This is a genomic window from Pseudomonas sessilinigenes, assembly GCF_003850565.1.
Taxonomy (GTDB): Bacteria; Pseudomonadota; Gammaproteobacteria; order Pseudomonadales; family Pseudomonadaceae; genus Aquipseudomonas; species Aquipseudomonas sessilinigenes.
The window spans coordinates 2,199,100-2,224,471 of record NZ_CP027706.1 but is presented as its reverse complement, the minus strand read 5'-3'; the positions used below and the strand labels follow the sequence as shown (position 1 = coordinate 2,224,471).

Below are 25,372 nucleotides of genomic sequence, written 5' to 3'. Positions count from 1 at the left end.
TGCAGGGCATGCGGAACCAGGTGCCGGGTATCGCTCAACGGCCTGGAGGTTCGGAAAAGATAGTCGATTATCCTTCCCGAGAGTCCGCGCAAACGTTTGCGTAAGGCGAACTATGCGAACCCGAATGGGGTTTGTCAACGATGATCACAGCGCAGAGATGCCATCGGCGCACAGCGGGACCGATAGCCAAAAGGAAGCAGCCGCCCAGTGCCTGGCACTGGGCGGGTACTGATCAAGCGGAGGTATTTACCAACTTGCCGGAGGAGCCTGATTCCTTGGCCAGTTCGCGCACCAGGTTGCCCGAAACCTCAGCCAGTGCGGCGTTGGTTTGCGCGACCTGCGCCTGGACGGCCATGACCGCGGTCTGCTTGGCCTCGGGGGTTGGATAGTTGGCGGCCTGGGCAGCGGCCAGTTGCTGTTGCTGCTGCTTGAGCTGCTCCTGCAGCTCCTTCATGCGCTGGAGCAGCATCTTGACGACGATGCTGTGGTTGTCGCCCTCGCCGCCCGCATCGCCGCTCTCGGCCTTTTCCGCCTGCTTGGCCGAACCGCCACCGACTCGTAAGGCTCCCGAGTCTTCGGTCCCCAACGCTTGCGGAGCGCCTTCGGCACTGGCATCGCTCAATGCATTGATGGTCGCGGGTGACTTGCCATTGATCAGAATGGCCCCCGGTCCTGGAAATCCGACTGACAGCGACATATGAACTCCTGGTTAAAAAGATCCTAAAAGACTCATCGACCGCTTCAGAACAATCTTTAATTCATGAGCGAAAACCCCGCACACGGCTTGCGTTTGTCGCTTTCGGTTTGCCGAACACCACACTCAGAAACGTTCGGAATCCCGGACAGAAGCTTGTCAAGGCTCGTCAAAAATAGAAATAAAATTGATATAAATCAGTAACTTAAAATAAATATCTGGCCAAGGTAGCGCTGGTACAAATCCTGCTCAACCCGCGGTGCCCCGCCGCATACAGATCTGCAGCCGAGGTGTTTCTAGATGAACCTGCATCAGCACTGTCTCACTACTAGAGAGAAAACAATGAAATCTGCCTTCAAAACCTTCGTTCCGGGCGCTTTGGCCCTGCTCATGCTCCTACCCGCAGCCCTGCAGGCCAAGGAAGCTGAAACCCAACAGAAACTCTCCAACGTGGTGATCCTCGCCACTGGCGGCACCATTGCCGGCGCCGGCGCCAGCGCGGCCAACAGCGCCACCTACCAGGCAGCCAAGGTTGGCATCGAACAACTGATCGCCGGTATTCCCGAGTTGAGCCAAGTGGCCAACGTACGTGGCGAGCAGGTGATGCAGATCGCCTCGGAAAGCATCACCAATGAAAACCTGCTGCAACTGGGCCGCCGCGTAGCCGAGCTGGCCGATAGCAAGGACGTGGACGGCATCGTCATCACCCACGGTACCGACACTCTGGAAGAGACTGCCTACTTCCTCAACCTGGTGGAAAAAACCGACAAGCCAATCGTAGTCGTCGGCTCCATGCGCCCAGGCACCGCCATGTCGGCAGACGGCATGCTCAACCTGTACAACGCAGTATCCGTGGCCGGCAACAAAAGCTCCCGGGGCAAAGGCGTACTGGTGACCATGAACGACGAGATCCAGTCCGGTCGCGACGTCAGCAAGATGATCAACATCAAGACCGAAGCCTTCAAGAGCCCATGGGGCCCGCTGGGCATGGTGGTGGAAGGCAAGTCCTACTGGTTCCGCCTGCCAGCCAAGCGCCACACCATGGACTCGGAATTCGACATCAAGAACATCAAGAGCCTGCCTGACGTAGAAATCGCCTACGGCTACGGCAACGTCAGCGACACTGCCTACAAGGCTCTGGCTCAAGGTGGCGCCAAAGCCATCATCCACGCCGGTACCGGCAACGGCTCGGTATCTTCCCGCGTGGTACCGGCCCTGCAGGAACTGCGCAAGAACGGTGTGCAGATCATCCGTTCTTCCCACGTCAATGCTGGCGGTTTCGTACTGCGTAACGCCGAACAGCCTGACGACAAGTACGATTGGGTCGTGGCTCACGACCTGAACCCACAAAAAGCCCGCATCCTGGCCATGGTCGCCCTGACCAAGACCCAGGACAGCAAGGAACTGCAACGCATGTTCTGGGAATACTGATTCCCTGCTCGGCCGTATCAGGTCGAGCAAGCGCTCAACCGCTCACCCCAACGGGTGAGCGGTTCCCCTCCTGCGACTTCCCCGTGTTAAAAAATCCTCGGCTGTGATGAGACAAATGCGCAAAGCGTTGTCAGAGGAACTTCTTGAATTTTAAGCAGTTGCGAAATTTCCTACAGTTAAATACTGTATGTGCGTACAGCTTAATAAGGATTGTTCCGTGGCCACAACCCAAACACCCCTCAGCTCCTACGAACGCCTGGGTGTTCGCATCCAGAAAATCATCAACTCCCCTACCGCCCAGAAATCCAAGGCAGCGCTGATCTTTCGCCTGCCCGATGAACCACAGGAAGAATGGGAACGCCTTCTGGAGGAGATCGCCGAAAACGACAACGTCACCCTCGCCTATCGCGACGATGGCGGCGTGCAGATTTTCTGGATCGTGCCGAAGGAAGACTGAGTCGATGATTGTCCGTTGCCTGGCTGTACTGCTGTTTTTCGTTGCCCTGACTGCCCAAGCCGATGCACCTCGCACCTTCACTGAAGCCAAGAAGGTCGCGTGGAAACTCTATGCCCCTCAATCCACCGAGTTCTACTGCGGCTGCAAATACAATGGCAACCGGGTAAACCTGACAGCCTGTGGCTATGTGCCGCGCAAGAATGCCAAACGAGCCGAACGCATTGAGTGGGAGCACATCGTGCCGGCCTGGCAGATAGGCCACCAACGCCAATGCTGGCAACAGGGCGGGCGCAAGAACTGCTCGCGCAACGATACGACCTATCAACGCGCCGAAGCCGACCTGCACAACCTGGTGCCCAGCATCGGCGAAGTGAATGGCGACCGCAGCAACTTCAGTTTCGGCTGGCTCCCCGAACAGTCAGGTCAATATGGCTCCTGCCTGACCCAAGTGGACTTCAAGGCCAAGAAGGTCATGCCCCGCCCATCCATTCGCGGCATGATCGCCCGCACTTACTTCTACATGAGCAAGCAGTACGGGCTACGCCTGTCCAAGCAAGACCGCCAGCTCTTCGAAGCCTGGAACAAGACGTATCCAGTGCAGGACTGGGAGCGCCAGCGCAATCAGAGTGTGGCGTGTGTGATGGGGCGCGGTAACGAATTCGTTGGCGTGGTCAACCTCAAGGCCTGCGGTTGACACAAGATCGCCCGCGGAGGCGGGCGATCTCATCATGCGGGAAACAGCGTCACTGTGCGTCGTGATGCTCGATGACCGAGACATCGATATCACGCTTTTTCGCCTTGACCAGCTTCTCGACCACTTCGGCCTTCTTCGCTTCCGCCTCGGCCTGGGTAGCGAAAGGCCCGACCAAGACCCGTTGCTTGCCGTCCACTACCATCACATTGGACATGATCCCGTGCTCGATCAGCCAGCCGGTGAGATCGCTCACCGCCTGAGGCAGCTCACTGCCCACCAGCACATCCCACTGCGGCGCACCGGATACCTGCGCCGGCTGCACCTGCGCCGCCGAAGCGCTCTTGTTCGCCTCGACACGCTTGCCTTCGCCGCAACCGGCCAATCCCAATACCGCCAACGCTGCCACCGCTATCACTACTGTGCGCACAACCTACTCCCATAAAGTCAGACACAGGATTTTAGCACCCAAGGCGTGAGGGACCTTGTCACAAAATCGGTTCGAAACAGGAAGAATGATATTTATTGCGTCTGTATAGTTGCGCCTTGGGAATTTATAGATCTTCTGCGCGTCAGAAAGAGGCACCCACTGAGTGGAACTTCGCACTAATCTATACCTAAGACCGACCTCTGCACTGTTTCAAACTGGTGCCCTACCAAGCTATCAAGGAGAAGATCATGCTGATACTCACCCGCAAAGTCGGTGAAAGCATAAACATCGGTGACGACATTACGATCACCATTCTCGGCGTCAGCGGCCAACAGGTCCGTATTGGCATCAATGCACCAAAAGACGTTGCGGTACACCGCGAGGAAATCTACCAACGCATCCAGGCGGGACTTACTGCACCGGACAAACGCGAAACTCCTTGAATAATATGAGCACCAGCCTGTTGCCCACGCACAATGGCTGGCGCAACGCGTCTCTCGTTCGCCTTGAGCTTTTCTCCGCAGGTCACCTGAACCTCCCGATTCGGTGACAGGCACAGCCGGCCCCCAGCCACTGAACTGTCACCCCCCTTCGCCAACATCCCCTCCGAGAACAAACCCAACCTCCGGCTCCCGGCACGCAGCACCCTATCCGGCAAGCGTCGTGACGGGCCTGGCACTCAGGCATCCACCGACCTGGAACCCAGGTCCTCATTGAATCGCAGCAGGTAGCCATCCGGGTCCTGTACCAGCAGGTTCAACTGGCCGCGCAGCAAACCATCCTGCCGATACCAGCACTCCTGGATCGCCCTGCGCAGGACCACTCCCGCTTGCTCCAGGGCATTGGCCAACCCATGGATATCCGGGCACTCAATGGACAGGTTCATGCCTCGCCCCAAAGGTGCCTGCAAGGGACCGACACGCCACTCCGACTCTTCCAGGTCATCCTGCTCCAGCATCAGCTGGCTGCCATTGAAGGAGAGAAAAGCAAAGAAGTGCTCCGGCCGCTGGTACTCCACCTTGAAGCCCAGGGTATCGCGATAGAAAGACAGGCTACGCTCCAGGTCCGCCACCAGCATTTCCGGGACCAGGCTATTCATTTGAAACATCGTGGGCATCCATGGCTCGCTGATCGAACCGCGAGACTACCCCTCAAGCGGCTGACAATGCAGTCGTGCTTACCAACAATTACAATTGAGCCAGCATCACCCCTCTCGCCATGCCACTTGCGGCTACCACCATCAATACCAGCAGCAAGGCCTGCAGGTGACTGATACGAGCGAACAGCCCGGCTCGCCCGGTGTCAGGCATGGCACCGCGCGCCAGGGTCACCCGCCACCTGATGAAGGTCGACATGGGGAGGACTTCCAGCACCAGGATCGCGATGAACAACGCCATTTTCAGGTGAAACAACGGTTGGTGCAGGTAATAGTCCGTACCTTTCTCGTAGCCGCCGAACGCCCTGGGCAATCCAGTCGCCAACAACATCAGCGCCGTCAGCCCCCAGGCATTGTCAGCCATCAGCACCGAGCGAGCCCCTGCTTCGGCCTTCTCCAGTCGACGCAAAGCCGAGCCACGAGCCAGAACCGCTGCGAAAGCGCCAGCGAACCCCAACAAATGTACCGCCGCCAGAAACCAATGCATCAACATGGCGCTCGCCTCCATCTGATTGATCGACATATCCGGACAACTCATCAATGGCCCAAACGAAAAAACGACCTATCGCGAATCCGAGGATCCAACGATAGGTCGCCAGGTCATTCAATCCCTTAATGACCCGCCTGACTCAAGCATGGCGCTCGAGCAAGACCTTGCTCCACAACGTGAAGGCCGCCAAAGGCGTCCAGGCCGGGTTCGATGTGTGCTCCTGAAGACACAAGTAACGATTGCCCTCATAGCTCACCCCGTCCCCCTTGCGATAGTGCTGGCCAACACGCCACTCGGGGAACTTCGGATCGACCGCGCCACCTGCCGTCCTCGCAGTCACGCTGCGGCTGGGCAGGGACTCACGTCCCTGGGTATCGGTGGCAGTGACGAAGTAGTTGTACTGGGTATCAGGGTTCAATCCCTGATCGTCCAGGCCCAGGGACGCCGTGTTTCCCACGGCCTTGCCATCGCGATACAGAGTGTAGAACTCCACCGGGCGCACACTGCCGGAAAGACTCCAACTCAGCCGCACATTGTTGCGACCACTTTCCACCACCGCCAGGCTACCAGGAGCGCCCGGGCGCTCTGGTTCACCACCATCGCCATGGATCAACGGCGCATAGCGTTTACAAAACTCCCAGCTGTAGGGTGTCCCTTGCCGGTTGATGCCGTCATCCCAGTTCACCGACCAGGTCATCAGCCCCTTGATCCCGTGCCCCGCCTTCTGCAAACGCTTGAAGGCATTGCCCAGCGCCGCCGGATCGATGACATAGCCTGTGGCCGCTGCGTCAACGTTGCTCGGCAGGCCGATCACCAGTTTGTCCGCCGCAATGCGGGTAAAACCACGAGTTCCCGAAGCCAGGCTGTCGCTCAGGTAGAACAAGAAATCCTCTTTCATCGCATCATTGTTCTGGGCGATCCAGGCGCCCTGCCCGCCATTGGCTTCCGACACCCAGAGTCCATCTCCGCCCTGGTTGTAGCACTGCGGCGCAACAAAATCGTAATACCCCTCCAGTGCCTGCAAGTAGGCCACGTACTTGCCATTACTGGTCAGGTAGGGGAACTCCGGCGCCATGCTGATGATGAAGTGCTTGCCCTGGCCAGCGTAATGGTCCTTCACCAGCTTCAATGCCGCCGGCAATACGCTCTTGTTATCGGCAAAGTCGATGGCGCTCTGCTCCAGGTCGATGTCCAGGCCATCGAAGCCATAGGTTTCGACCAGGCGGATGATCTCGTTGGCCAAGGGCTGCTCGTTGCCCTTGTGCAACTCGATATGCGCATCGGCGCCACCCAGGGAAATCAACACTGCCCGCCCCTGGCTGTTGAGTACGCCCACCTGACGCCGGAACTCGGCGTCAGACAGGTTGTAGGGCTTGAAGGTGGGAATGCCGTTGCCTTTCATGAAGGCCACCGCCACCACGTTGTACTCCTTGGGTACATCCAGCAGGCTCAGGTTGGCGAACTGCCCGCGCTGGTAACCATCGGCGGCGCCAGCGGCCCAGTTGTGCCAGAAGCCCATGAGGATCTTCTTGCCGGCGAGGCTGGGCATCAGCGATGCGGCATCGGCGGCCTGGCTCTTGATCAAGGAAAAGTCGATTGTATCCATGTTCTATTCCTTCAGAACTATTAAAAGAGTTTCTTCCACCGCAACTTACTTGAAGTCCAGATCGAAGGCCTGATAGAAAGCGTTACCGGTATTGGCAACAATCCAGGCCAGAACTACAACATGGTGCCCCTTCTTGTTCTTGGGCAGCACGACTTCATGTTCGGTCTTGGCTTTCAATTCCGGGCCATGGGCGTGATACGGAACTTGAGTATAGAAGTCCTGATAAAAAGCCTTGGGCTCAAGTTGCGCACGGCTGATCCGTTGTTTCGGATCCCAGCCATCTTTGGTGATGAACCAGCTATAACCACGGGTAACGTGTGGAGCGCTGTAAACCCACTGCACCCGGAATACTTGCCCAGGCTCTACGTTCACCAGCGGCCAGCTGAATGGACGATTGAGTTTCTTCGACATTTCTTCGTCGGTGAAGTTGACGCAATCACGCGCATCAGTCTTGCCACCGCTGAGGATATGGCCATCCGCGGGCGGTGCGACACTGGGTTCGTCGCTACCGTAAGGGGCAGGAAACGGTCCGGCGCCCAGGGCTGGCAAGTTTTTTCCGCCTTCCATTTCGTTGACCTGCCAGGTGCCCAGGAGACCCAGATCCACCGCCACCGAACCGCGGCTGGAAGGAGATACGACACGACCATGTTTAAGTTGAGTTTGTGGCTTATTCATTTCTTTCACTCCATTGATTAATTAAAACTCGCTCTTGGCGAGCACTTTTAACTTAGCGCACTTTTTTCGATTTTTTCATGCCCTCAGCAAGTAACCACTTCGACCAATTTGCAAAAAACAGCGCAAAGCCCATTAAACACTGGACTTTCTTATTTGCACTGACAATTTGAAGAGTCAATGTATTACACGCTTTTCTGGAGCAAAAATGACTTTTCCCCGGTTTATTCCAGAGAAGAACTTGAAACTAAGCCTGAAAAATCAAAGTTCCAAAAACGACAAAACCCGGCCAGGGCCGGGTTTGCAGGAAACGCGCTGAAGGCTTGCGCCAGGGGGGGGGAACTACAAGCAGGTGGCCAAAGCCGCCAATCGACGTTTGGAAACAAAGTTGTCTTCGACGGCGTAGAAACGGATAGCGGTTGCCGCCCCTTCGGCCTTGATATCCACGAAAGATTCGGCGGACCGGGTATACACCGTGTAGCCACCGCCCTTGCCCGACTCCAGATAGGCGGCGGCGTCGACGCCGAATACAGCCTCATCCTGCCAGGCGAACTGCACGCACTGCGCCACTAACTGATCGGCCTTGGCCGAACTCAAGGTTTTGGCGGGGGCCTTGGCCCGCGCATCATCCATGGTGGAGCTTGCACAGCCGGCCAACAGAGCCGCCACCGTTACCGCCATCAAAACCCGCATGCTGCCTCCTGGTCGCGTAAAAACGCGAGAGTATCGCTCAGGCGCTGGAAAAAAGCCGTCCAGGGGCGAGAAAAAACCCGCGCCGGGATTCAACATTCGGCCAGGGACGACGCCAACTGGGCTATAGCCTCCTGGTCGTCATCACCAAGATGACGGTAGTTCTGGATGATGCTGCTTTCATCGGCGCTCAGGCTGCCCTCGGGCAGGCGTGAAGGCTCGCCGGTCAATACGTAGAGCAGGTCGACCCCATGGCGTCCGATCGCCATCAGGTAATCCGACTTGGGCACCCGCTCACCGCTCTCATAGCGCCCCTGGGCGTTGGCCTCGACCCCACCGATAGCCCCGAATTCCTGCTGGGAAAGCCCCAGCGCCTTGCGCTGTTCTTTCAAGCGCTCACCGAAGGTCTGCATAACCATCCTCATTCGACAAGGTGATGGTTGTTACGACCGCGACCATTGGCGAAGGTGCCCATTGTGTAAAATGGCCCATTGCCAGCCATCGGACAAACGATTAACCTTCGCGCCCCTTCCCACACTTTTGACAAGGAGACTCATCATGGAACAGCTGATCACCCCTTGCAGGACGTGCCTGGTTTAAACGCTGCATCCGCTATTCGTTAGCGCCTTCGCTTAATCCCGCTTCGTCCTGCCATTACCTGAATATTTTTTCCAATCAGGAATTGGACATGGACACTTGCATCCGTCATTTGTCGAACGGCGTCTCTCTGATCGCCTCCGACACCACCTGGATCGAAGACAAAGCGCTCCAGCAACTGCACACCACCGCCCAACTGCCCGGCATGCGCCAGGTCGTCGGCATGCCTGACTTGCATCCCGGCCGGGGCTACCCGGTAGGCGCGGCATTTTTTTCCACCCAGGTGATCTACCCAGCCCTGGTGGGCAACGACATCGGCTGCGGCATGGCGCTGTGGCAAACCGATATTTCCAGCATTCGCCCGAACCTCGACAAGCTGGAAAAGAAGATCGGCAACATCGACCTTCCACTGGATGAGCAGTGGGATGAAGAACGTGAGCAACTGGGCCTGCCGGTGACCGGCCACGAGCACTCCCTGGGCACCATTGGGGGTGGCAACCACTTCGCCGAGCTGCAACAGCTCGACCAGGTGTACGACACCGAGGCCCTGCAAGCGCTGGAGTTAAATCCCAAGGCCCTGCTCCTGCTGGTGCACAGCGGCTCCCGAGGCCTGGGGGAAGCCATCCTGCGCCGCCACGTGGACCAGCACGGGCATCAGCCCCTGGAGGTCGACAGCGTCGCCGGCGCCCAGTATCTGCAGCAACACAATGAGGCCTTGCGCTTCGCCGAGGCCAATCGCCGGTTGATCGCCGAGCGGCTGCTTGGCAACCTGCGGGCCAAGGGACATGCCGTACTGGACATCAACCACAACCTGGTGTCGCCGGCTAACGTCGACGGAATCAGTGGCTGGCTGCATCGCAAAGGGGCCACGCCTTCGGACGTGGGACCGGTGGTCATCCCGGGCTCCCGGGGCGACTACAGCTACCTGGTGCAACCCATCCCGGCCACCGCCAGCCTCTATTCCCTGGCCCACGGGGCTGGACGCAAATGGCTGCGCAGCGACTGCAAGGGCCGCCTGGATGCGCGCTTCAGCTTCGAGCAGCTCAAGCGCACCCAACTGGGCAGCCGGGTGATCTGCGAAGACCGCGGCTTGATGTACGAGGAGGCCCCCGAAGCCTACAAGAGCATCGACAGCGTAGTGGGCAGCCTGCGTGATGCCGGGCTGGTGAAGATCATCGCCCGGCTCAAGCCGGTACTGACCTATAAACGCCGGGGGTGCTGCTGATGTTGTTGCTACAACTATCATCGGCCCAAGGACCGGTCGAATGCGAAATCGCAGTCACCAAAGCCTTGCGCCAACTGTACCGCGAGGCCGAAACCCTTGGCGTTCGCATCAGCATCGTGGAACAGATTGCCGGCTATGGCGGCAACCACTGCAAGTCGGTCCTGACCAGCCTCAACGGCGAGCAGGCCGAGGAGCTGGCCCAGCGCTGGACCGGCACCCTGCTCTGGAGCTGCAAGAGCCCTGATCGCCCTGGGCACAAGCGCAAGAATTGGTATTTCGCCGGCCAGCTCTTCAGCCCCGCACAGGACGTGATGGAAGGTGAGATCCGGTTTGAGACGATGCGCTCATCTGGCCCCGGAGGACAACACGTGAATACCACCGACTCTGCGGTGCGCGCCACGCACTTGGCAACCGGTATCAGCGTGAAAGTACAGTCCGAACGCAGCCAACACGATAACAAGCGCCTGGCCCGCCTATTGATCCAGCAGCGCATGGAAGCTCGGCAACAACAAGGCGAGGAGCAATTGCGACAAGAACGCCGCTATGCTCACCACCAGGTGGAACGCGGCAATCCTGTTCGCACCTTCAGTGGCATTACCTTTACCCCTCAAGAGTAAGTTTTCACAGGGGAGCTGCCTCGCAGCCCCCTCTTCAGGGCGCCTACACCCAGAACCTAAGGGCGTCTGACAGCGATCATAAAAAGCAGCGCATCCGACCATCAGTCAACAATTGGGCGGCCTAGGGAAAACATGGTCTATGCTGGGCTAGGAACATTCCTTGCGTCGGTTGTTTATGCTATCCGAAGCCAATAGCTACAGGCTCGACCCCTTTGCGAGAATAAGATGACCTCTCACTTTTACTGAGAAAATAAACACTTGCATGAATTTAATTTCCAAATTAATTTAGAAGGCTGCCAAAATTATGCCACCAGATGCAAGCGGCTATTAACTCAGTAAAAAGCTAAACTCATGCTGTTTTTGACGATATCTGAGATCTCACTAATCTGGGTACACATGAAAAATGTGACAACTCTCATGAACGGACAAAGCTTGCTGCTGTCTAACGAGCTCATCAGGCATCAGAGTCATTCACAATAGTCTCTTTAGTCTATTGAAAAATAAGGTATATACTTTTTTGAACATGCGCTCCCAGCCTCAACTACAAACATCTACAGAAGAAATTGATTTGCTCGAATTATTCAGCTCAATCTGGCGACAGCGCACGACTGTAATCAGCGTCACACTGTTAGCTGGGTTAATCGGTACCGGCTATGCATTTTTAGCACCTCGCGAGTACCAGGTCAGCAGCGTATTACGACCTGCCGCGATCAATGAGCTCGACGCGCTGAACCGCTCAGAAATTTATACGCTCCCCCCGGCAGAAGCACTAAATAAAGTAGGTGCTAGAATAGACTCCTACGACGCCCGCCTAAGCTTCTTCAAGGCCAATCCTGAACTATTCAAAGCGTTTAAAAAGCCAGGGCAAAGTCTGGAACAAGGATTCGAAGAGTTTAATAATAACTCCCTTAGCCTTGTACTCCCAGACCCAAAGAAAGTCGACCTCAGCAGCTACATCCAACTAAACATGCAATACCCCGAGGACACCAATGGCACCGCAATTCTCAACGGCCTTGTTGACCATGCTATTGGGCTAGAGCGAGCACAAATTGCCGCCGACCTGAAAGTCATCATCAACAACCGCCTAACAGAACTTCAAGGCAAGATTGATGTTGCTCGCTCAAACTATGAAATTGACAAGGAGTGGAGAATTGCCAAGTTACTGGAGGCCGATAAAATAAAACGTGCCCAGCTGCAAGATGAATTAGCTGGCCTACGACTCCAGATGAACAAAGTTCGCGCCAATAGAATCGCAGAACTGGGCGAAGCGATCTCCATAGCAAAGTCAATGGGAATCAGGACCCCCACCACCCCGTCCAGCATGGCTACCGCCGACAGCAAGCCAAATCAGGTCATGCGAACAGAAGTTAACAACCAAGCCATCCCGCTGTACTTCATGGGAACCGAAGCGCTTGAAGCAGAGCGCGACACGCTGCAGAAGCGTAAAAATGACGACTTCACCAACGAGCGCGTAGCTGAAATTGCCAAGGAGCTGAAACTGCTGGAAGCCAACCGAGAAGTCGAAACGATGAACAAGCGCGTAAACGAAGATATATTCCTGCAGAATATAGAAACCCTACGCGCCGAAAAAGCCAGATTGAGTAATCTGAACATCGACATGAGCACACTGAAACTAGTGACCATAGACCGCCGCGCACTACAGCCTCGAGCACCAGCAAAGCCCAAGAAAGCACTCGCAATAGCCCTTAGTCTTGCTGGTGGCCTTATGCTGGGCATGCTCGCCGCATTGACCCGCAATACCATCCAGTCTCGCCGAAAAGCAGCACTCAGCAAACCTACCCACCATTAATGCTCACCTCACTAAGATAGAGAAACAAAATACCTGGTAATCCGGAGCCCGCCTCCGGATGCCAAATCTCTATTTCCCCCTAGAGCGCGACCACTCAACTTCAGGCTTTTAGTAGACAAGCAACCCCGAACACGACGTCAAGTTTTTCTCGACTTGGTTGACACCTACTCATCATATAATTGATGCAGTCGAACCCAGCTCTACCGATGTATCAAGTAATGATCAATGTATCGGGACACCTCTTGAACCATCATATAGCCCGCGATTGATATCTATTCAGCCTTCAAGCTGCGATACACACCAACAGTTCAACGACTACTCGCGCCTTGATGCACGCGATAATGCCAGAGCAACTGACTACAAGCCCTGACGCGAGTGAAATAACACCTCGCGCCTGAGGTACCCCTCGCCGTTCGCTACCACGCCCTACGCCTTGATGCATCCGACTTGCTCGACAGCACCCAGCCTGGGCAACGGAGGACGGTGGAAAGCGCCCCAAGCATTTCGATGCTCTATCCATACCATGACTGCAATGGCGCCCCTCAACATTCGCTGGCGTGGCGTCGCCAACGACGCAACACTGGCGATCGACTACTTATCGTGAGCAACCTTCTGACGCGCTCGAAGAGAAATGCCTGCCGGATCAGGCAGCACCCCTCCCGGAACAAATAAAGTTCAAGCTCGAACGCTAATGGCAGGATCCAGGAAGGGGGGGGAGCAGACTTTCTCACGTGCTGCTGCCAAGGGATTGGCCGAACACAACAATACAGAGCTCACGCCGGCTAAGCGGGAAGTAGAGAAAAAGCATCGACGCCATACGCTCAACGGACAAGATTGATTATTGAGGCCGCGCCCACGCCAACCTGGCAGAAGCGTGCTATACGCCCGCCCCGGCCAGCCTTTAGCGTCGGTACAACACAGTGTCCCGCTAAAGCCAGCTGTCGATATAGAGAAAAATACACCTACCGCCTCACCAGAAAAGACACTGGATGATGAACAACCTGCGCACCTAAAAATCACTACAGACGCTGCGCAGGGCGGTCGGGAAACGCTTGAGGTCGCCACTGGCGTCGCCACGCGGCACTACAGGCCAAAGGCTCACAGCCTTGGAACGATCGATGTCAAGAATCATTGGACATCAGCTACACACGACCCCATCACCTGAAAGCTCAGCAAGGCCTGGAACGCTGTGTACGCCCATGAGCGCGCTCCAGCCAACGAGCCCAACTCTTCATGAGATCTGTGCCTAGGAGCATTGCTGCACAAGCAACAAAATCTACCCCAGGAATATGCTCAGACTCTCACAGGACACGCGGACGAGAAAATGACAACGCACTATCAAGTGGGGCACAGCGAAAAGAAGATCGAGCACCTGGAGGCGTGCGCCGAGCTGGCGTTCTGAGATGGGAGTCTTGCAAAAGTTTTGCAGAAGCTTTGCAGAAGCTTTGAAAACCGCAGACAACAAAAAAGGGCTCACCTTTCGGTGAACCCTTTTTAGACCGCCCAGCAGAGCGGATTTTGTTTGGTAGGCGCGATTGGACTCGAACCAACGACCCCCACCATGTCAAGGTGGTGCTCTAACCAACTGAGCTACGTGCCTGCTGTGAGGCGGCATTCTACGGAATTCCGGAGGGGTGTCAACACCTTTTTTTCAGCTAAGCCTATGAATATGCGAATTTTTTAATTCCCGAGGGGTGAAGAAGTTTTTCGCCTGCTCTGGCAGCCCATTTGCAACTCAGGTAGCATCGCCGCACTCGTAAAATATATTAAACACAAGAGGTCGCAGGATGGCGCACATTCCATACCCACAGTCCTATTACGCCGCTTCAGCCAACGCCGCCCCGGAACGCCCCCAACTGCAAGGCGAGATGGAAACCGACGTCTGCGTGATCGGTGCGGGTTACACCGGCCTGTCCAGCGCCCTCTTCCTCCTGGAGAACGGCTTTCGCGTCACGGTACTGGAGGCCGCCAGGGTCGGCTTCGGCGCTTCCGGGCGCAACGGCGGACAGATCGTCAACAGCTACAGCCGCGACATCGATGTGATCGAGCGCAGCGTCGCCCCCAAGCAAGCGCAACTGCTGGGGCAGATGGCGTTCGAGGGGGGCAAGATCATTCGCGAACGCATCGCCAAGCACAAGATCCAGTGCGACCTGAAAGACGGCGGCGTGTTCGCAGCCCTGACTGGCAAGCAGATGGCTCACCTGGAGTCACAGAAGCGCCTGTGGGAGCGTTACGGCCACACTCAACTGGAACTGCTGGATGAGCGCCGGATTCGCGAAGTCGTGGCCAGTGACCAGTACCAGGGCGGCATGCTCGATATGAGCGGCGGCCACATCCATCCGCTGAACCTGGCTTTGGGCGAAGCGGCCGCCGTCGAGTCCCTGGGCGGCATCATCCACGAACAATCCCCTGCCGTGCGCATCGAGCGTGGAGCCTCTCCCGTGGTGCACACCCCCCAGGGCAGGGTCCGCGCCAAGTTCGTGATCGTTGCTGGCAATGCCTACCTGGGCAACCTGATTCCGGAGCTCGCAGCCAAGTCCATGCCTTGCGGCACCCAGGTGGTCACCACCGAGCCCCTGGGCGACGAACTGGCAGCCAGCCTGCTGCCTCAGGACTATTGCGTCGAGGACTGCAATTACCTGCTCGATTACTATCGCCTCTCCGGCGACAAGCGCCTGATCTTCGGCGGCGGCGTGGTGTATGGCGCCCGGGACCCAGCGAACATCGAGGCGATCATCCGCCCGAAGATGCTCAAGGCCTTCCCGCAGCTCAAGGATGTGAAGATCGACTATGCCTGGACCGGCAACTTCCTGCTGACCCTCTCGCGCCTGCCGCAAGTTGGTCGCCTGGGAGACAACATCTACTACTCCCAGGGCTGCAGCGGCCATGGCGTGACCTATACCCACCTGGCCGGCAAGGTCCTGGCAGAGGCCCTGAGAGGCCAGGCAGAGCGCTTTGACGCCTTCGCCAACCTGCGTCACTACCCCTTCCCTGGCGGGCACGCACTACGCGTCCCATTCAGCGCCCTGGGAGCCTGGTACTACAGCCTGCGGGACAAGCTCGGTTTCTGACGAGGCTGTTCTTCACCCACAAAAAAACCGCCAGCCAGGCGGTTTTTTTTGTGGGCAAACCATAACGATAGAAACTACAGAGGCGAAAAACAAAAAAACCCGGTCTTGCGACCAGGGTCTTTGCTGTTTCGTTGCATCAAGGCGTTCAGTGGTCCTTGAGGCATATATGGCGCAGCGGACGGGACTCGAACCCGCGACCCCCGGCGTGACAGGCCGGTATTCTAACCGACTGAACTACCGCTGCGTATCGCTTGGACTTACATCCAGGTGAAACTTTTAAATCGTCTGACCAAGACCCTAAGGCTTTCGATCTCAAACCAGGCGAACCTGATCTGGAAAATATGGCGCAGCGGACGGGACTCGAACCCGCGACCCCCGGCGTGACAGGCCGGTATTCTAACCGACTGAACTACCGCTGCGCGTCGGTTGGAGGCTTCCTTGGAAGCTTCCGCCTTTCTTTCGAAAGGTACTCAGGAAGTGGTGGGTGATGACGGGATCGAACCGCCGACCCTCTGCTTGTAAGGCAGATGCTCTCCCGGCTGAGCTAATCACCCTTTGCTTCGCTGAGGCCGCGAAATTTACGCACGTATCGAAGCTAAGTCAATAGCAGGATTGAAGTTTTTTCAAAAAACAACTTCAAGCACCAAGCTGCATGCCCAAGGAAAAACGCGAACGGTGCGCCAAGGCATCACCGCTCCAACCTCCTTACCTGCAGAAAACTTCAGCCCTGGTAAATCATCTTCTTGGACATACCACCGTCCACCACGAATTCCTGGCCGGTGACGAACCCTGAATTACGCGACAACAGCCAAGCCACCATCGCCGCCACATCCTCCACGGTCCCGACCCTACCAGCCGGGTGCTGGGCATGATCGGCCTCCGACAATGGCTCCAGGCGCCGCACTGCTGGATCACGGGCATCGATCCAGCCCGGGCTCACCGCATTGACACGGATCTCAGGCCCCAGGCTGACAGCCAAGGCATGGGTCAAGGCCAGCAAGCCGCCCTTGCTCGCCGCGTAGGCCTCGCAATCCGACTCGGATTGACGGGCACGGGTGGAAGCTAGGTTGACGATCACACCACCATGGGCTCGAAGATAAGGCGCACAGTGCTTGGCCAGCAGCATCGGCCCGCCAAGATTCACCGCCAACACGCGATTCCAATGCCCCAGGTCCAGGCTTTCCAGGGTCATGTTGTGCGGATCAGCCATAGCGGCATTACACACCAGGGCATCCAGGCGCCCGAAACGCCCCAAAACCTCGGCAACCCCCTCGGCCACCTGCTCTTCGTCGGCGACATCCATGGCAATGAACAAGGCATTTTCGCCCAGTACCTGTGCCACTTTTGGACCGCGCTCTCGATCAAGATCGGCAAGGACCACCTGCCAGCCATCACACAGCAGCCAGGTCGCGATACCCAGGCCAATCCCACGGGCCGCACCGGTAACCAGTGCGACGCGACCGTTGCCGCCCCCCTGGGGTGCTGACAACTCGATCACAAGGCAGCCAGGCCGCGAGCCAGGTCGGCCTGCAGGTCGGCAACGTCTTCCAGGCCAACGGCAATACGGATCAAGCTATCGCGAATGCCCGCAGCCTCACGTTCCTGAGGCGCCAGGCGCCCATGGGAAGTAGTACTCGGATGGGTAATGGTGGTCTTGCTATCACCCAGGTTGGCGGTGATGGAGACCAAGCGAGTAGCATCGATGAAGCGCCACGCCCCCTCCTTGCCTCCCTTGACCTCGAAGCTCACCACGGCACCGAAACCGCGCTGCTGGCGCTTGGCCAATTCATGCTGCGGATGACTGGCAAGCCCTGCGTAATGCACTTTCTCCACGCCAGGCTGCTGCTCCAGCCACTGCGCCAGGGCCAAGGCATTGGCACAATGGGCACGCATACGCAAACTGAGAGTCTCCAACCCCTTGAGAAAGACCCAAGCATTGAAGGGACTCAGGGTCGGCCCTGCGGTACGCAGAAAACCCACCACCTCTTTCATCTGTTCGCTGCGACCAGCGACAACACCGCCCATGCAGCGGCCCTGGCCGTCGATGAACTTCGTAGCCGAATGCACCACCACATCAGCCCCAAGCATCAAGGGTTGCTGCAACGCAGGCGTGCAGAAACAGTTGTCCACCACCAGCATCGCCCCCTTGGCGTGGGCCACCTCGGCGAGCGCGGCGATATCCACCAGTTCAGCCAGCGGATTGGATGGCGACTCGACGAACAACAATTTGGTATTGCTCTTGATCGCCGCATCCCAGCCAGACAGGTCTGCCAAAGGCACGTAGTCGACCTGCACACCAAAGCGCTTGAAGTACTTTTCGAACAGACTGATGGTGGAGCCGAACACGCTGCGCGAGACCAGTACATGGTCACCAGCGCTGCACAGGCTCATGACCACGGAAAGAATGGCAGCCATGCCAGTGGCCGTAGCCACGGCCTGCTCGGCCCCCTCGAGGGCCGCGATGCGCTCCTCGAAAGAACGCACGGTGGGATTGGTATAGCGCGAATAGACGTTGCCTGGCACCTCGCCCGCGAAGCGCGCGGCCGCGTCGGCGGCCGTACGGAACACATAGCTGGAGGTGAAGAACATCGGGTCACCATGCTCGCTCTCCGGCGAGCGGTGCTGGCCGGCACGCACCGCCAGGGTATCGAACGCTACACCTTCAAGGTCGCTGTCGAGCCGACCCGCATCCCAATCCTGACTCATGCCACCTACTCCTAATCTCTTCGTGAATACTCTGGATCAGTTGTTGTACAGATCGATGATCGCACTGACCGCCTGGGTCTTGGCTTTCGAGGCATCGTTGCGGGCGTTCTCGATCTTGTTCAGATACGCCTCGTCGACATCGCCGGTGACGTATTTGCCATCGAAGACCGCGCAATCGAAGTTCTCGATCTTGATCTTGCCACCACCGACAGCCTCGATCAGGTCCGGCAGGTCCTGGTAGATCAGCCAGTCGGCACCGATCAGATCGGCCACGTCCTGGGTGGAACGATTGTGGGCGATCAGCTCGTGGGCGCTCGGCATGTCGATACCGTACACGTTCGGATAACGCACGGCTGGGGCCGCGGAGCAGAAGTAGACGTTCTTCGCGCCAGCCTCACGGGCCATCTGGATGATCTGCTTGCAGGTGGTGCCACGCACGATGGAGTCGTCCACCAGCATCACGTTCTTGCCGCGGAACTCCAGCTCGATGGCATTGAGCTTCTGGCGTACGGACTTCTTGCGCGCCGCCTGGCCCGGCATGATGAAGGTCCGGCCGATGTAGCGATTCTTCACAAAACCTTCGCGGAACTTGACCCCCAGGTGGTTGGCCAATTCCAGGGCCGCGGTACGGCTGGTATCCGGGATCGGGATCACCACATCGATGTCATGCTCGGGGCGCTCGCGCAGGATCTTCTCGGCCAGCTTCTCGCCCATGCGCAGGCGCGCCTTGTAGACCGAGACGCCGTCGATGATCGAATCAGGACGAGCCAGGTACACGTGCTCGAAGATGCACGGGGTGAGCTGCGGGTTGGTGGCGCATTGGCGAGTGTAGAGCTTGCCTTCCTCGGTGATGTAGACCGCCTCGCCCGGCGCCAGATCGCGGATCAGGGTGAAGCCCAGCACATCCAGGGACACGCTTTCGGAGGCGATCATGTACTCCACGCCTTCATCGGTATGGCGCTGGCCGAACACGATCGGACGGATGCCATGGGGGTCGCGAAAGCCAACGATGCCGTAGCCGGTGATCATTGCCACCACCGCATAACCACCCACGCAGCGGTTGTGTACATCGGTCACCGCGGCAAACACATCTTCCTCGGTGGGCTGCAGCTTGCCGCGCTGGGCCAGCTCGTGAGCGAACACGTTGAGCAGCACCTCAGAGTCGGAGCTGGTGTTGACATGGCGAAGATCGGACTCGTAGATCTCCTTGGCCAACTGCTCGACATTGGTCAGGTTGCCGTTGTGCGCCAAGGTGATGCCGTAGGGCGAGTTGACATAGAACGGCTGGGCCTCGGCAGAGGTAGAGCTGCCTGCGGTCGGGTAACGCACATGACCAATGCCCATGTGACCAACCAGGCGCTGCATATGCCGTTGCTGGAACACATCACGGACCAGGCCATTGTCCTTGCGCAGGAACAGCCGGCCATCATGACTGGTCACGATACCGGCAGCGTCCTGGCCGCGGTGCTGGAGGACGGTTAGCGCGTCATACAGCGCCTGATTGACGTTCGACTTACCGACGATACCGACGATGCCACACATGCGACGCAACCCCTACTTAATGAAACTGAACTGAACCCATCTTACTGAGGCGTTTTGGCCGGTAAGAGGTGCTCCTTGAACGGTATTTCAGCGGGTACGCTGATACCGCTGGCCAGCCACTGACTGCTCCAACCCAGGATCAGGTTCTTGGACCAGTCTGCAACCAATAGAAATTGTGGCACCAGCCGAGACTGTTGCCACCAGGAATCCTGTTGTACCGGCCCGAGACTCAGAAGCCCGACCGCAACAACCACCAGCAACGCGCCACGGGCCGCGCCGAAGGCCATGCCCAGGAATCGATCGGTACCGGAAAGACCAGTGACGCGAATCAATTCGCCGATGAGATAATTGACCATTGCGCCCACCAGCAAGGTGGCGACAAACATGATTGCGCAGCCCGCGATCACGCGAGCCGAAGGAGTTTCGATATAGGCGCCGAGGTACTCGGACAGTGAGCCACCGAACATCCAGGCGACGACTCCTGCGATGATCCAGGTAAGCAACGACAAGGCTTCTTTGACGAAACCGCGGCTCAAGCTGATCAAAGCGGAAATGGCGATTATCGCAACAATCGCCCAGTCGACCCAGGTAAATGGCACAGTGCAGCCTACAGACAGATAAGGCGGCGCATTTTAACAGAGCGCTTGGCTGTCGGTAAGCTGCGATTCACTATGCTTTCAAAATCAGGCAGATAGCCTCAACCACGCTCGGGCTGGAAACGCACCACGAACCCCTTGAGGTTCTGCTGACGTCCCAATAGGTCACGCAGGCGATCAGCCTCGGCCCGCTCGATCAATGGCCCGACGAATACCCGGTTCTTGCCCTCGGCAGAGCGGATATAAGCGTTATAACCCTGGCTACGCAGGGTTTTCTGCAGGTTTTCTGCACCCTCCCGGCTCGACAGGCTGGCCAACTGAATCGACCAACTGACGGACAAGCCATTGGCATCGACCCGGCTTTGAGTGGTGTCGGGCTTGGCTGCTACCACCGGCTGCGCAGGTGCAGGCGCGGGGGTCGGAGCAGGTTTCGGCGCTGGCGCTGGCTTGCTCGCCACCGGAGCTGGTGCAACTACCGGTGCACTCGGTGCGATTGGCGTAGAGGGCGCCGGCTGCTGTACCGCCACCTCATCGGCGGGGACCGAACCTTCAGGCAGCGGCTGCGGCTCCGGAACCACCACCGGCTCGACCTGGACTTGAGGCATGGCCGAAGGCTGTGGCGCGGCTGGCGCCTCGACCACGACATGACGCTGCTCGTCCTCTCGCGAGAACAGCATTGGCAGGAAGATCACTGCCAATGCCACCAGCACCAGGGCCCCAACCATGCGCTGCTTGTAGACGTTATCCAACATAGCCATGTGCAGCTTCCTCCGTGGAGCGCCGGGCAAGCCACTCGAGCGCCTCGGCAACACAATAAAAAGACCCGAACAACAAGATTTCGTCACCGGCATCGGCCTGCGCACATTGCGCCTCCAACGCTGCAGCCACGCTGGCATAAGACGCCACCGCGACCCCAAGGTTCTCTAGCGCAGCCTGCAGATCAGCCACCGGACGGGCTCGCGGCGAATCCAGAGGGGCCACGGCCCAGTGCTGGACCGACGACGCCAAGCACTCGATCACACCCGACAGGTCCTTGTCGGCCAGCAAGCCGAACACCGACAACCGCCTGCCAGCCACTGGCCGACGAGCCAGGCGCTCGGCCAAGTACTGCGCAGCGTGTGGGTTATGCCCAACATCCAGCAGCAAATCGACGGACTTCCCTTGCCACTGCACACGGCGGCGATCCAGGCGCCCGGTCACTCGGGTCTGCTGCAAAGCAACGCCAATCCGCTCCGGCGACCAAGGCAACCCCGTCAGCAGATAGGCCTGCAAAGCCAAGGCTGCGTTTTCCATGGGCAAGTCCAGCAACGGCAAGTCCTGCAACTCCACCTGGTTGCCCTGGGCGTCCAGGCCCCGCCATTGCCAATGGGTATCCGTCAGGCCCAGGTCGAAATCGCGCCCCCGGAGAAAGAACGGGCAACCCAGCTCCCGAGCCTTGTCCAACAACGGCTGCGGTGGATTCAAGTCACCACACAAGGCCGGCGCACCAGCACGGAAGATCCCCGCCTTCTCAAAAGCCACCGACTCCCGAGTGTCTCCAAGGTATTCCACATGGTCGACGCCAATGCTTGTTACCAGGGCGATGTCGGCATCCACCAGGTTCACCGCATCCAGGCGCCCACCCAGACCGACCTCCAGCACCACCGCATCCAGGGACGCATTCTGGAACAACCAGAACGCCGCCAGGGTCCCCATCTCGAAATAGGTCAGGGAGATATCGCCGCGCCCAGCTTCCACCGCAGCAAAGGCTTCGCACAGCTGCTCATCGCTAGCCTCGACGCCATTGATCTGCACCCGCTCGTTGTAACGCAGCAGGTGCGGCGAGCTGTAGACCCCCACCTGCAAGCCCTGGGCCCGCAACAAAGAGGCGATAAAAGCGCAGGTGGAGCCCTTGCCGTTGGTACCGGTGACAGTGATCACCCGGGGCGCCGGCTTGCCCAACCCCATGCGGGATACTACCTGCTGCGAGCGCCCAAGCCCCATGTCGATGGCCGAAGGGTGCAACTGCTCGAGGTAGGCGAGCCAATCGCCCAGGGTGCGCTGGGTCATAGGTTTGCAGGAGCCGGTGGAACCACGATCGGCTCAACAGGCACCGCCACGAACTCAGGCGTCGGCAACCCCATCAGCTGGGCCAGCAAACTGCCCAGACGCGGACGCAGGTCCTGGCGGGAAATGATCATGTCGATCGCGCCATGCTCCAGCAGGAACTCACTGCGTTGGAAGCCTTCAGGCAGCTTCTCGCGCACGGTCTGCTCGATCACTCGAGGACCGGCGAAACCCACCAGCGCCTTGGGCTCGGCGACGATCACATCGCCCAGCATCGCCAGGCTGGCAGACACACCGCCATAGACCGGATCGGTCAGCACGGAAATGAAGGGAATCCCCTCTTCACGCAGGCGAGCCAGCACGGCCGAAGTCTTGGCCATCTGCATCAAGGAGATCAGCGCCTCCTGCATCCGCGCGCCACCGGAGGCGGAGAAGCACACCATTGGGCAGCGATTTTCCAGGGCATAGTTGGCCGCTCGCACGAAGCGCTCACCGACGATAGCGCCCATGGAGCCACCCATGAAGGAGAACTCGAAAGCAGAAACCACCACCGGCATGCCCAGCAAGGTACCGCTCACGGAGACCAGGGCGTCTTTCTCGCCGGTCTGCTTTTGCGCCGCACTCAGGCGGTCCTTGTACTTCTTGCCGTCGCGAAACTTCAAGCGATCGACCGGCTCCAGGTCAGCGCCCAGCTCGGTACGCCCCTCGACATCAAGGAAGATATCGATGCGCGCACGCGCGCCAATCCGCATGTGGTGGTTGCACTTGGGGCAAACGTCCAGGGTCTTTTCCAGCTCTGGACGATAGAGCACAGCCTCGCAGGATGGGCACTTGTGCCAAAGGCCTTCGGGCACCGAGCTTTTCTTCACCTCGGAGCGCATGATCGAAGGGATCAGTTTGTCTACTAACCAGTTGCTCATGCTTTCTTTCTCCAGTACCGGCGGCCCGAACGCTCTGGTTCAAGGCCCCGCGTATGCCCTTGAGCTAAATTCATGTGTACGGCGACGATCGATTCGCTACCGCGGTCAGCACCTGGCTCGACCTGCCCGCAGCGAACTTTTCCTCAACCATCCCGGCAACCTGCAATAGAGCGGTTGCCACTCGATTCCGACCCCGCCCGAAGGCAGGGCCTACCTGTTTTGTACAGTGGAGTTATGGACGGCGGCAGACTGCCAGCCGTCACATCGGCTCACTGTTGTGACGCACTGCCTGCAAGAACGCCTGGATCTTTGCGTGATCCTTGATCCCCTTGCTCCGCTCCACCCCTCCACTGACGTCCACCGCATAAGGACGGACCTGGGCGATCGCCGACGCGACATTCTGGGCCGACAGGCCGCCAGCAAGGATGATCGGCTTGCTCAACCCCTGAGGAACCAGAGACCAGTCGAAGGCCTCGCCGGTTCCACCCGGGACGCCCTCGACATAGGTATCCAGCAGAATGCCACTGGCACGCGGATAGGCCAGACAGGCCGCGGCGATGTCGTCTCCGGCCTTGACCCGCAGAGCCTTGATGTAAGGGCGGTGATAACCTTCGCAATCGGCTGCCGACTCATCGCCGTGGAACTGCAAGAGATCCAGCGGCACGGCATCGAGGATTTCCCCCAGCTCACAACGACTGGCATTGACGAACAGCCCGACAGTGGTCACGAAAGGTGGCAAGGCGCCGATGATCGCCCGGGCCTGTTGCACGCTCACCGCTCTCGGGCTCTTGGCATAGAACACCAGCCCTATGGCGTCAGCCCCTGCCTCCACGGCTGCCAGCGCATCCTCTATGCGGGTAATCCCACAAATTTTGCTGCGAACGGCTGGCATATCGTTTGAACCCCTGGGCTAAACCGAGAAAGTTTCGGATGGTAGCAAATGCTTTTCCAAGCGTCAGCCGTCAAGTTCCGGGAACCCGCTGAGGAAGTGTGGCCCGATGTATCGCTCGGGCAACTGGAACTCCTCGTTGTATTCGACCTGCACCAGATACAGGCCAAATGGGTGGGCCGTAACGCCACCAGCGCGTCGAGCCCGGCTCTCCAGCACCTCCCTCGCCCACTCCACCGGGCGCTCCCCGGCCCCGATAGTCATCAAGACCCCAGCAATGTTGCGCACCATATGATGAAGAAACGCACTGGCACGAATATCCAGCACGATCATCTTGCCGTGCCGGATAACACGCAGGTGGTGAATCTCCTTGATCGGCGATTTCGCCTGGCACTGGCCAGCGCGAAACGCACTGAAATCATGGGTACCCACCAGGAATGCCGCTGCCTCGGCCATCCGCTCGATATCCAGCGGGCGATGATTCCAGGTGACTTCCTCATTCAGGTGAGCCGGGCGGATCTGGTCGTTGTAGATCACATAGCGGTAGCGCCGGGCAATCGCCTTGAATCGCGCATGAAAGTGCGCCGGCATTTCCTGGGCCCAGGCGACACTGATGTCATGGGGCAAGTTGATATTGGCCCCCATGACCCAGGCCTTCATTGGGCGAATGGCCTGGGTATCGAAATGCACCACCTGCCCACAGGCATGCACACCGGCATCGGTACGCCCCGCACAAGACAGAAGGATGGGGGAATCCGCCACCCGGGACAGGGCTTTCTCCAGGGTTTCCTGGACACTGGCCACACCCGAAGACTGGCGCTGCCAGCCGTGGTAGCGCGACCCCTTGTATTCAACACCCAGAGCGATTCGAGAAAAGCCTGCGGCGGCCATTTCGGCAGCCGCGTTATCAATATTTGCCAAGAATTTACAGCCTGCTGATGTACGCAAAGGCGCACATTATACGGGCAGCGGAAACAGACGCCATGCGCCACCGGGGTTTAGTTGGCGATCCTCCCCAAGACAGAAGATTGCGCCG

At 58.3% G+C, this 25,372-nt stretch carries 25 protein-coding genes and 4 tRNA genes; 8 read left to right on the top strand and 21 right to left on the bottom strand.

The window, feature by feature from the left end; all coding sequences use genetic code 11:
- Window positions 1-232 precede the first annotated feature (232 nt).
- A complete protein-coding gene (locus tag C4K39_RS10540; RefSeq protein WP_124346302.1) occupies window positions 233-697 on the bottom strand; it encodes a hypothetical protein in 465 nt (154 codons plus the stop codon).
- A gap of 339 nt (window positions 698-1,036) precedes the next feature.
- Between C4K39_RS10540 and C4K39_RS10535 the strand changes: the two genes are divergently transcribed.
- From C4K39_RS10535 to C4K39_RS10525, 3 genes are all read left to right on the top strand, one after another.
- A complete protein-coding gene (locus C4K39_RS10535; RefSeq protein WP_068585751.1) occupies window positions 1,037-2,125 on the top strand; it encodes an asparaginase in 1,089 nt (362 codons plus the stop codon).
- A gap of 187 nt (window positions 2,126-2,312) precedes the next feature.
- Complete coding sequence (locus C4K39_RS10530; RefSeq protein ID WP_068585748.1) at window positions 2,313-2,582, top strand: DUF1654 domain-containing protein; 270 nt, start codon at window positions 2,313-2,315, stop codon at window positions 2,580-2,582.
- Between the two features lie 4 nt (window positions 2,583-2,586).
- On the top strand, window positions 2,587-3,276 hold the full coding sequence (locus tag C4K39_RS10525; RefSeq protein WP_124346301.1) for an endonuclease: 690 nt from the start codon (window positions 2,587-2,589) through the stop codon (window positions 3,274-3,276).
- Window positions 3,277-3,325: 49 nt separating this feature from the next.
- Here C4K39_RS10525 and C4K39_RS10520 read toward each other — a convergent pair whose 3' ends face one another.
- On the bottom strand, window positions 3,326-3,703 hold the full coding sequence (locus tag C4K39_RS10520) for a penicillin-binding protein activator LpoB (RefSeq protein ID WP_068585744.1): 378 nt from the start codon (window positions 3,701-3,703) through the stop codon (window positions 3,326-3,328).
- A 248-nt stretch (window positions 3,704-3,951) separates the two neighbouring features.
- Here C4K39_RS10520 and csrA point away from each other — a divergent pair, with 248 nt between their 5' ends.
- Window positions 3,952-4,146, top strand: a complete 195-nt coding sequence (csrA, locus tag C4K39_RS10515; RefSeq protein WP_007920550.1) for a carbon storage regulator CsrA — start codon at window positions 3,952-3,954, stop codon at window positions 4,144-4,146.
- 236 nt (window positions 4,147-4,382) lie between these two features.
- Here csrA and C4K39_RS10510 read toward each other — a convergent pair whose 3' ends face one another.
- The 6 genes from C4K39_RS10510 to C4K39_RS10485 form a co-directional block, all read right to left on the bottom strand.
- The gene (locus C4K39_RS10510) at window positions 4,383-4,811 is read right to left on the bottom strand and encodes a VOC family protein (RefSeq protein ID WP_124346300.1); all 429 of its coding nucleotides are present in this window, start codon (window positions 4,809-4,811) and stop codon (window positions 4,383-4,385) included.
- 79 nt (window positions 4,812-4,890) lie between these two features.
- Window positions 4,891-5,352: a DUF2214 family protein gene (locus C4K39_RS10505; protein WP_124346299.1), complete on the bottom strand. Its 462-nt coding sequence runs from the start codon at window positions 5,350-5,352 to the stop codon at window positions 4,891-4,893.
- A gap of 136 nt (window positions 5,353-5,488) precedes the next feature.
- A complete protein-coding gene (locus tag C4K39_RS10500) occupies window positions 5,489-6,955 on the bottom strand; it encodes a carbohydrate-binding protein (protein WP_124346298.1) in 1,467 nt (488 codons plus the stop codon).
- A 45-nt stretch (window positions 6,956-7,000) separates the two neighbouring features.
- Window positions 7,001-7,630: a lytic polysaccharide monooxygenase auxiliary activity family 9 protein gene (locus C4K39_RS10495; RefSeq protein ID WP_068585735.1), complete on the bottom strand. Its 630-nt coding sequence runs from the start codon at window positions 7,628-7,630 to the stop codon at window positions 7,001-7,003.
- Window positions 7,631-7,969: 339 nt separating this feature from the next.
- Window positions 7,970-8,320, bottom strand: a complete 351-nt coding sequence (locus C4K39_RS10490) for a hypothetical protein (RefSeq protein ID WP_068585732.1) — start codon at window positions 8,318-8,320, stop codon at window positions 7,970-7,972.
- 89 nt (window positions 8,321-8,409) lie between these two features.
- Window positions 8,410-8,730 (bottom strand): helix-turn-helix domain-containing protein, encoded by a 321-nt coding sequence (locus C4K39_RS10485; protein ID WP_053138141.1) that lies wholly within the window; start codon window positions 8,728-8,730, stop codon window positions 8,410-8,412.
- Window positions 8,731-9,005: 275 nt separating this feature from the next.
- On the opposite strand from C4K39_RS10485, the gene C4K39_RS10480 reads away from it, so the two are divergent.
- The 3 genes from C4K39_RS10480 (at window position 9,006) to C4K39_RS10470 (ending at window position 12,566) form a co-directional block, all read left to right on the top strand.
- Complete coding sequence (locus C4K39_RS10480; protein WP_124346297.1) at window positions 9,006-10,139, top strand: RNA ligase RtcB family protein; 1,134 nt, start codon at window positions 9,006-9,008, stop codon at window positions 10,137-10,139.
- Window positions 10,139-10,756, top strand: a complete 618-nt coding sequence (gene prfH / locus C4K39_RS10475; protein WP_124346296.1) for a peptide chain release factor H — start codon at window positions 10,139-10,141, stop codon at window positions 10,754-10,756. Before C4K39_RS10480 ends, prfH begins: the two co-directional genes overlap by 1 nt.
- A 523-nt stretch (window positions 10,757-11,279) precedes the next feature.
- Window positions 11,280-12,566 (top strand): Wzz/FepE/Etk N-terminal domain-containing protein, encoded by a 1,287-nt coding sequence (locus tag C4K39_RS10470; RefSeq protein WP_124348329.1) that lies wholly within the window; start codon window positions 11,280-11,282, stop codon window positions 12,564-12,566.
- Window positions 12,567-14,089: 1,523 nt separating this feature from the next.
- On the opposite strand, the gene C4K39_RS10460 is transcribed toward C4K39_RS10470, so the two are convergent.
- Window positions 14,090-14,166 (bottom strand) — tRNA-Val (locus tag C4K39_RS10460).
- Between the two features lie 187 nt (window positions 14,167-14,353).
- Between C4K39_RS10460 and C4K39_RS10455 the strand changes: the two genes are divergently transcribed.
- Window positions 14,354-15,637, top strand: coding sequence for an NAD(P)/FAD-dependent oxidoreductase (locus C4K39_RS10455; protein ID WP_124346295.1), 1,284 nt, complete (start codon window positions 14,354-14,356; stop codon window positions 15,635-15,637).
- Window positions 15,638-15,804: 167 nt separating this feature from the next.
- Here C4K39_RS10455 and C4K39_RS10450 read toward each other — a convergent pair.
- From C4K39_RS10450 to truA, 12 genes are all read right to left on the bottom strand, one after another.
- Window positions 15,805-15,881: transfer RNA gene (locus C4K39_RS10450), tRNA-Asp, on the bottom strand.
- A 98-nt stretch (window positions 15,882-15,979) separates the two neighbouring features.
- Window positions 15,980-16,056: transfer RNA gene (locus tag C4K39_RS10445), tRNA-Asp, on the bottom strand.
- Window positions 16,057-16,115: 59 nt separating this feature from the next.
- Window positions 16,116-16,191 (bottom strand) — tRNA-Val (locus tag C4K39_RS10440).
- Window positions 16,192-16,358: 167 nt separating this feature from the next.
- On the bottom strand, window positions 16,359-17,135 hold the full coding sequence (locus C4K39_RS10435) for an SDR family oxidoreductase (RefSeq protein WP_068585831.1): 777 nt from the start codon (window positions 17,133-17,135) through the stop codon (window positions 16,359-16,361).
- Window positions 17,132-18,343, bottom strand: coding sequence for an O-succinylhomoserine sulfhydrylase (locus C4K39_RS10430; RefSeq protein WP_068585828.1), 1,212 nt, complete (start codon window positions 18,341-18,343; stop codon window positions 17,132-17,134). Before C4K39_RS10430 ends, C4K39_RS10435 begins: the two co-directional genes overlap by 4 nt.
- A gap of 36 nt (window positions 18,344-18,379) precedes the next feature.
- A complete protein-coding gene (gene purF, locus C4K39_RS10425) occupies window positions 18,380-19,885 on the bottom strand; it encodes an amidophosphoribosyltransferase (protein WP_068585825.1) in 1,506 nt (501 codons plus the stop codon).
- A gap of 41 nt (window positions 19,886-19,926) precedes the next feature.
- Window positions 19,927-20,484 carry a CvpA family protein gene (locus C4K39_RS10420; protein ID WP_068585822.1) on the bottom strand — a complete coding sequence of 186 codons (558 nt, stop codon included), beginning with the start codon at window positions 20,482-20,484 and terminating at the stop codon, window positions 19,927-19,929.
- Window positions 20,485-20,582: 98 nt separating this feature from the next.
- Window positions 20,583-21,239 (bottom strand): SPOR domain-containing protein, encoded by a 657-nt coding sequence (locus tag C4K39_RS10415; protein ID WP_124346294.1) that lies wholly within the window; start codon window positions 21,237-21,239, stop codon window positions 20,583-20,585.
- Entirely contained in the window at window positions 21,223-22,530 is a 1,308-nt protein-coding gene (gene folC / locus C4K39_RS10410; RefSeq protein ID WP_124346293.1) for a bifunctional tetrahydrofolate synthase/dihydrofolate synthase, read from the bottom strand. The genes C4K39_RS10415 and folC overlap by 17 nt, the downstream gene beginning before the upstream one ends.
- Window positions 22,527-23,447 carry an acetyl-CoA carboxylase, carboxyltransferase subunit beta gene (accD, locus tag C4K39_RS10405; RefSeq protein WP_068585812.1) on the bottom strand — a complete coding sequence of 307 codons (921 nt, stop codon included), beginning with the start codon at window positions 23,445-23,447 and terminating at the stop codon, window positions 22,527-22,529. The genes folC and accD overlap by 4 nt, the downstream gene beginning before the upstream one ends.
- Window positions 23,448-23,706: 259 nt before the next feature.
- Complete coding sequence (locus C4K39_RS10400; protein WP_124346292.1) at window positions 23,707-24,339, bottom strand: phosphoribosylanthranilate isomerase; 633 nt, start codon at window positions 24,337-24,339, stop codon at window positions 23,707-23,709.
- Window positions 24,340-24,402: 63 nt separating this feature from the next.
- Window positions 24,403-25,227 carry a tRNA pseudouridine(38-40) synthase TruA gene (truA, locus tag C4K39_RS10395; RefSeq protein ID WP_068585806.1) on the bottom strand — a complete coding sequence of 275 codons (825 nt, stop codon included), beginning with the start codon at window positions 25,225-25,227 and terminating at the stop codon, window positions 24,403-24,405.
- Window positions 25,228-25,372: the final 145 nt, after the last annotated feature.

Bases quoted from the DNA above. Each gene is read 5' to 3' on its own strand.
- C4K39_RS10540 (WP_124346302.1), bottom strand. From the start codon at position 697: ATGTCGCTGTCAGTCGGATTTCCAGGACCGGGGGCCATTCTGATCAAT.
- C4K39_RS10535 (WP_068585751.1), top strand. From the start codon at position 1,037: ATGAAATCTGCCTTCAAAACCTTCGTTCCGGGCGCTTTGGCCCTGCTC.
- C4K39_RS10530 (WP_068585748.1), top strand. From the start codon at position 2,313: ATGTGCGTACAGCTTAATAAGGATTGTTCCGTGGCCACAACCCAAACA.
- C4K39_RS10525 (WP_124346301.1), top strand. From the start codon at position 2,587: ATGATTGTCCGTTGCCTGGCTGTACTGCTGTTTTTCGTTGCCCTGACT.
- csrA (WP_007920550.1), top strand. From the start codon at position 3,952: ATGCTGATACTCACCCGCAAAGTCGGTGAAAGCATAAACATCGGTGAC.
- C4K39_RS10510 (WP_124346300.1), bottom strand. From the start codon at position 4,811: ATGTTTCAAATGAATAGCCTGGTCCCGGAAATGCTGGTGGCGGACCTG.
- C4K39_RS10505 (WP_124346299.1), bottom strand. From the start codon at position 5,352: ATGTTGATGCATTGGTTTCTGGCGGCGGTACATTTGTTGGGGTTCGCT.
- C4K39_RS10500 (WP_124346298.1), bottom strand. From the start codon at position 6,955: ATGGATACAATCGACTTTTCCTTGATCAAGAGCCAGGCCGCCGATGCC.
- C4K39_RS10495 (WP_068585735.1), bottom strand. From the start codon at position 7,630: ATGAATAAGCCACAAACTCAACTTAAACATGGTCGTGTCGTATCTCCT.
- C4K39_RS10490 (WP_068585732.1), bottom strand. From the start codon at position 8,320: ATGCGGGTTTTGATGGCGGTAACGGTGGCGGCTCTGTTGGCCGGCTGT.
- C4K39_RS10485 (WP_053138141.1), bottom strand. From the start codon at position 8,730: ATGCAGACCTTCGGTGAGCGCTTGAAAGAACAGCGCAAGGCGCTGGGG.
- C4K39_RS10480 (WP_124346297.1), top strand. From the start codon at position 9,006: ATGGACACTTGCATCCGTCATTTGTCGAACGGCGTCTCTCTGATCGCC.
- prfH (WP_124346296.1), top strand. From the start codon at position 10,139: ATGTTGTTGCTACAACTATCATCGGCCCAAGGACCGGTCGAATGCGAA.
- C4K39_RS10470 (WP_124348329.1), top strand. From the start codon at position 11,280: ATGCGCTCCCAGCCTCAACTACAAACATCTACAGAAGAAATTGATTTG.
- C4K39_RS10455 (WP_124346295.1), top strand. From the start codon at position 14,354: ATGGCGCACATTCCATACCCACAGTCCTATTACGCCGCTTCAGCCAAC.
- C4K39_RS10430 (WP_068585828.1), bottom strand. From the start codon at position 18,343: ATGAGTCAGGATTGGGATGCGGGTCGGCTCGACAGCGACCTTGAAGGT.
- purF (WP_068585825.1), bottom strand. From the start codon at position 19,885: ATGTGTGGCATCGTCGGTATCGTCGGTAAGTCGAACGTCAATCAGGCG.
- C4K39_RS10415 (WP_124346294.1), bottom strand. From the start codon at position 21,239: ATGGCTATGTTGGATAACGTCTACAAGCAGCGCATGGTTGGGGCCCTG.
- folC (WP_124346293.1), bottom strand. From the start codon at position 22,530: ATGACCCAGCGCACCCTGGGCGATTGGCTCGCCTACCTCGAGCAGTTG.
- accD (WP_068585812.1), bottom strand. From the start codon at position 23,447: ATGAGCAACTGGTTAGTAGACAAACTGATCCCTTCGATCATGCGCTCC.
- C4K39_RS10400 (WP_124346292.1), bottom strand. From the start codon at position 24,339: ATGCCAGCCGTTCGCAGCAAAATTTGTGGGATTACCCGCATAGAGGAT.
- truA (WP_068585806.1), bottom strand. From the start codon at position 25,227: ATGGCCGCCGCAGGCTTTTCTCGAATCGCTCTGGGTGTTGAATACAAG.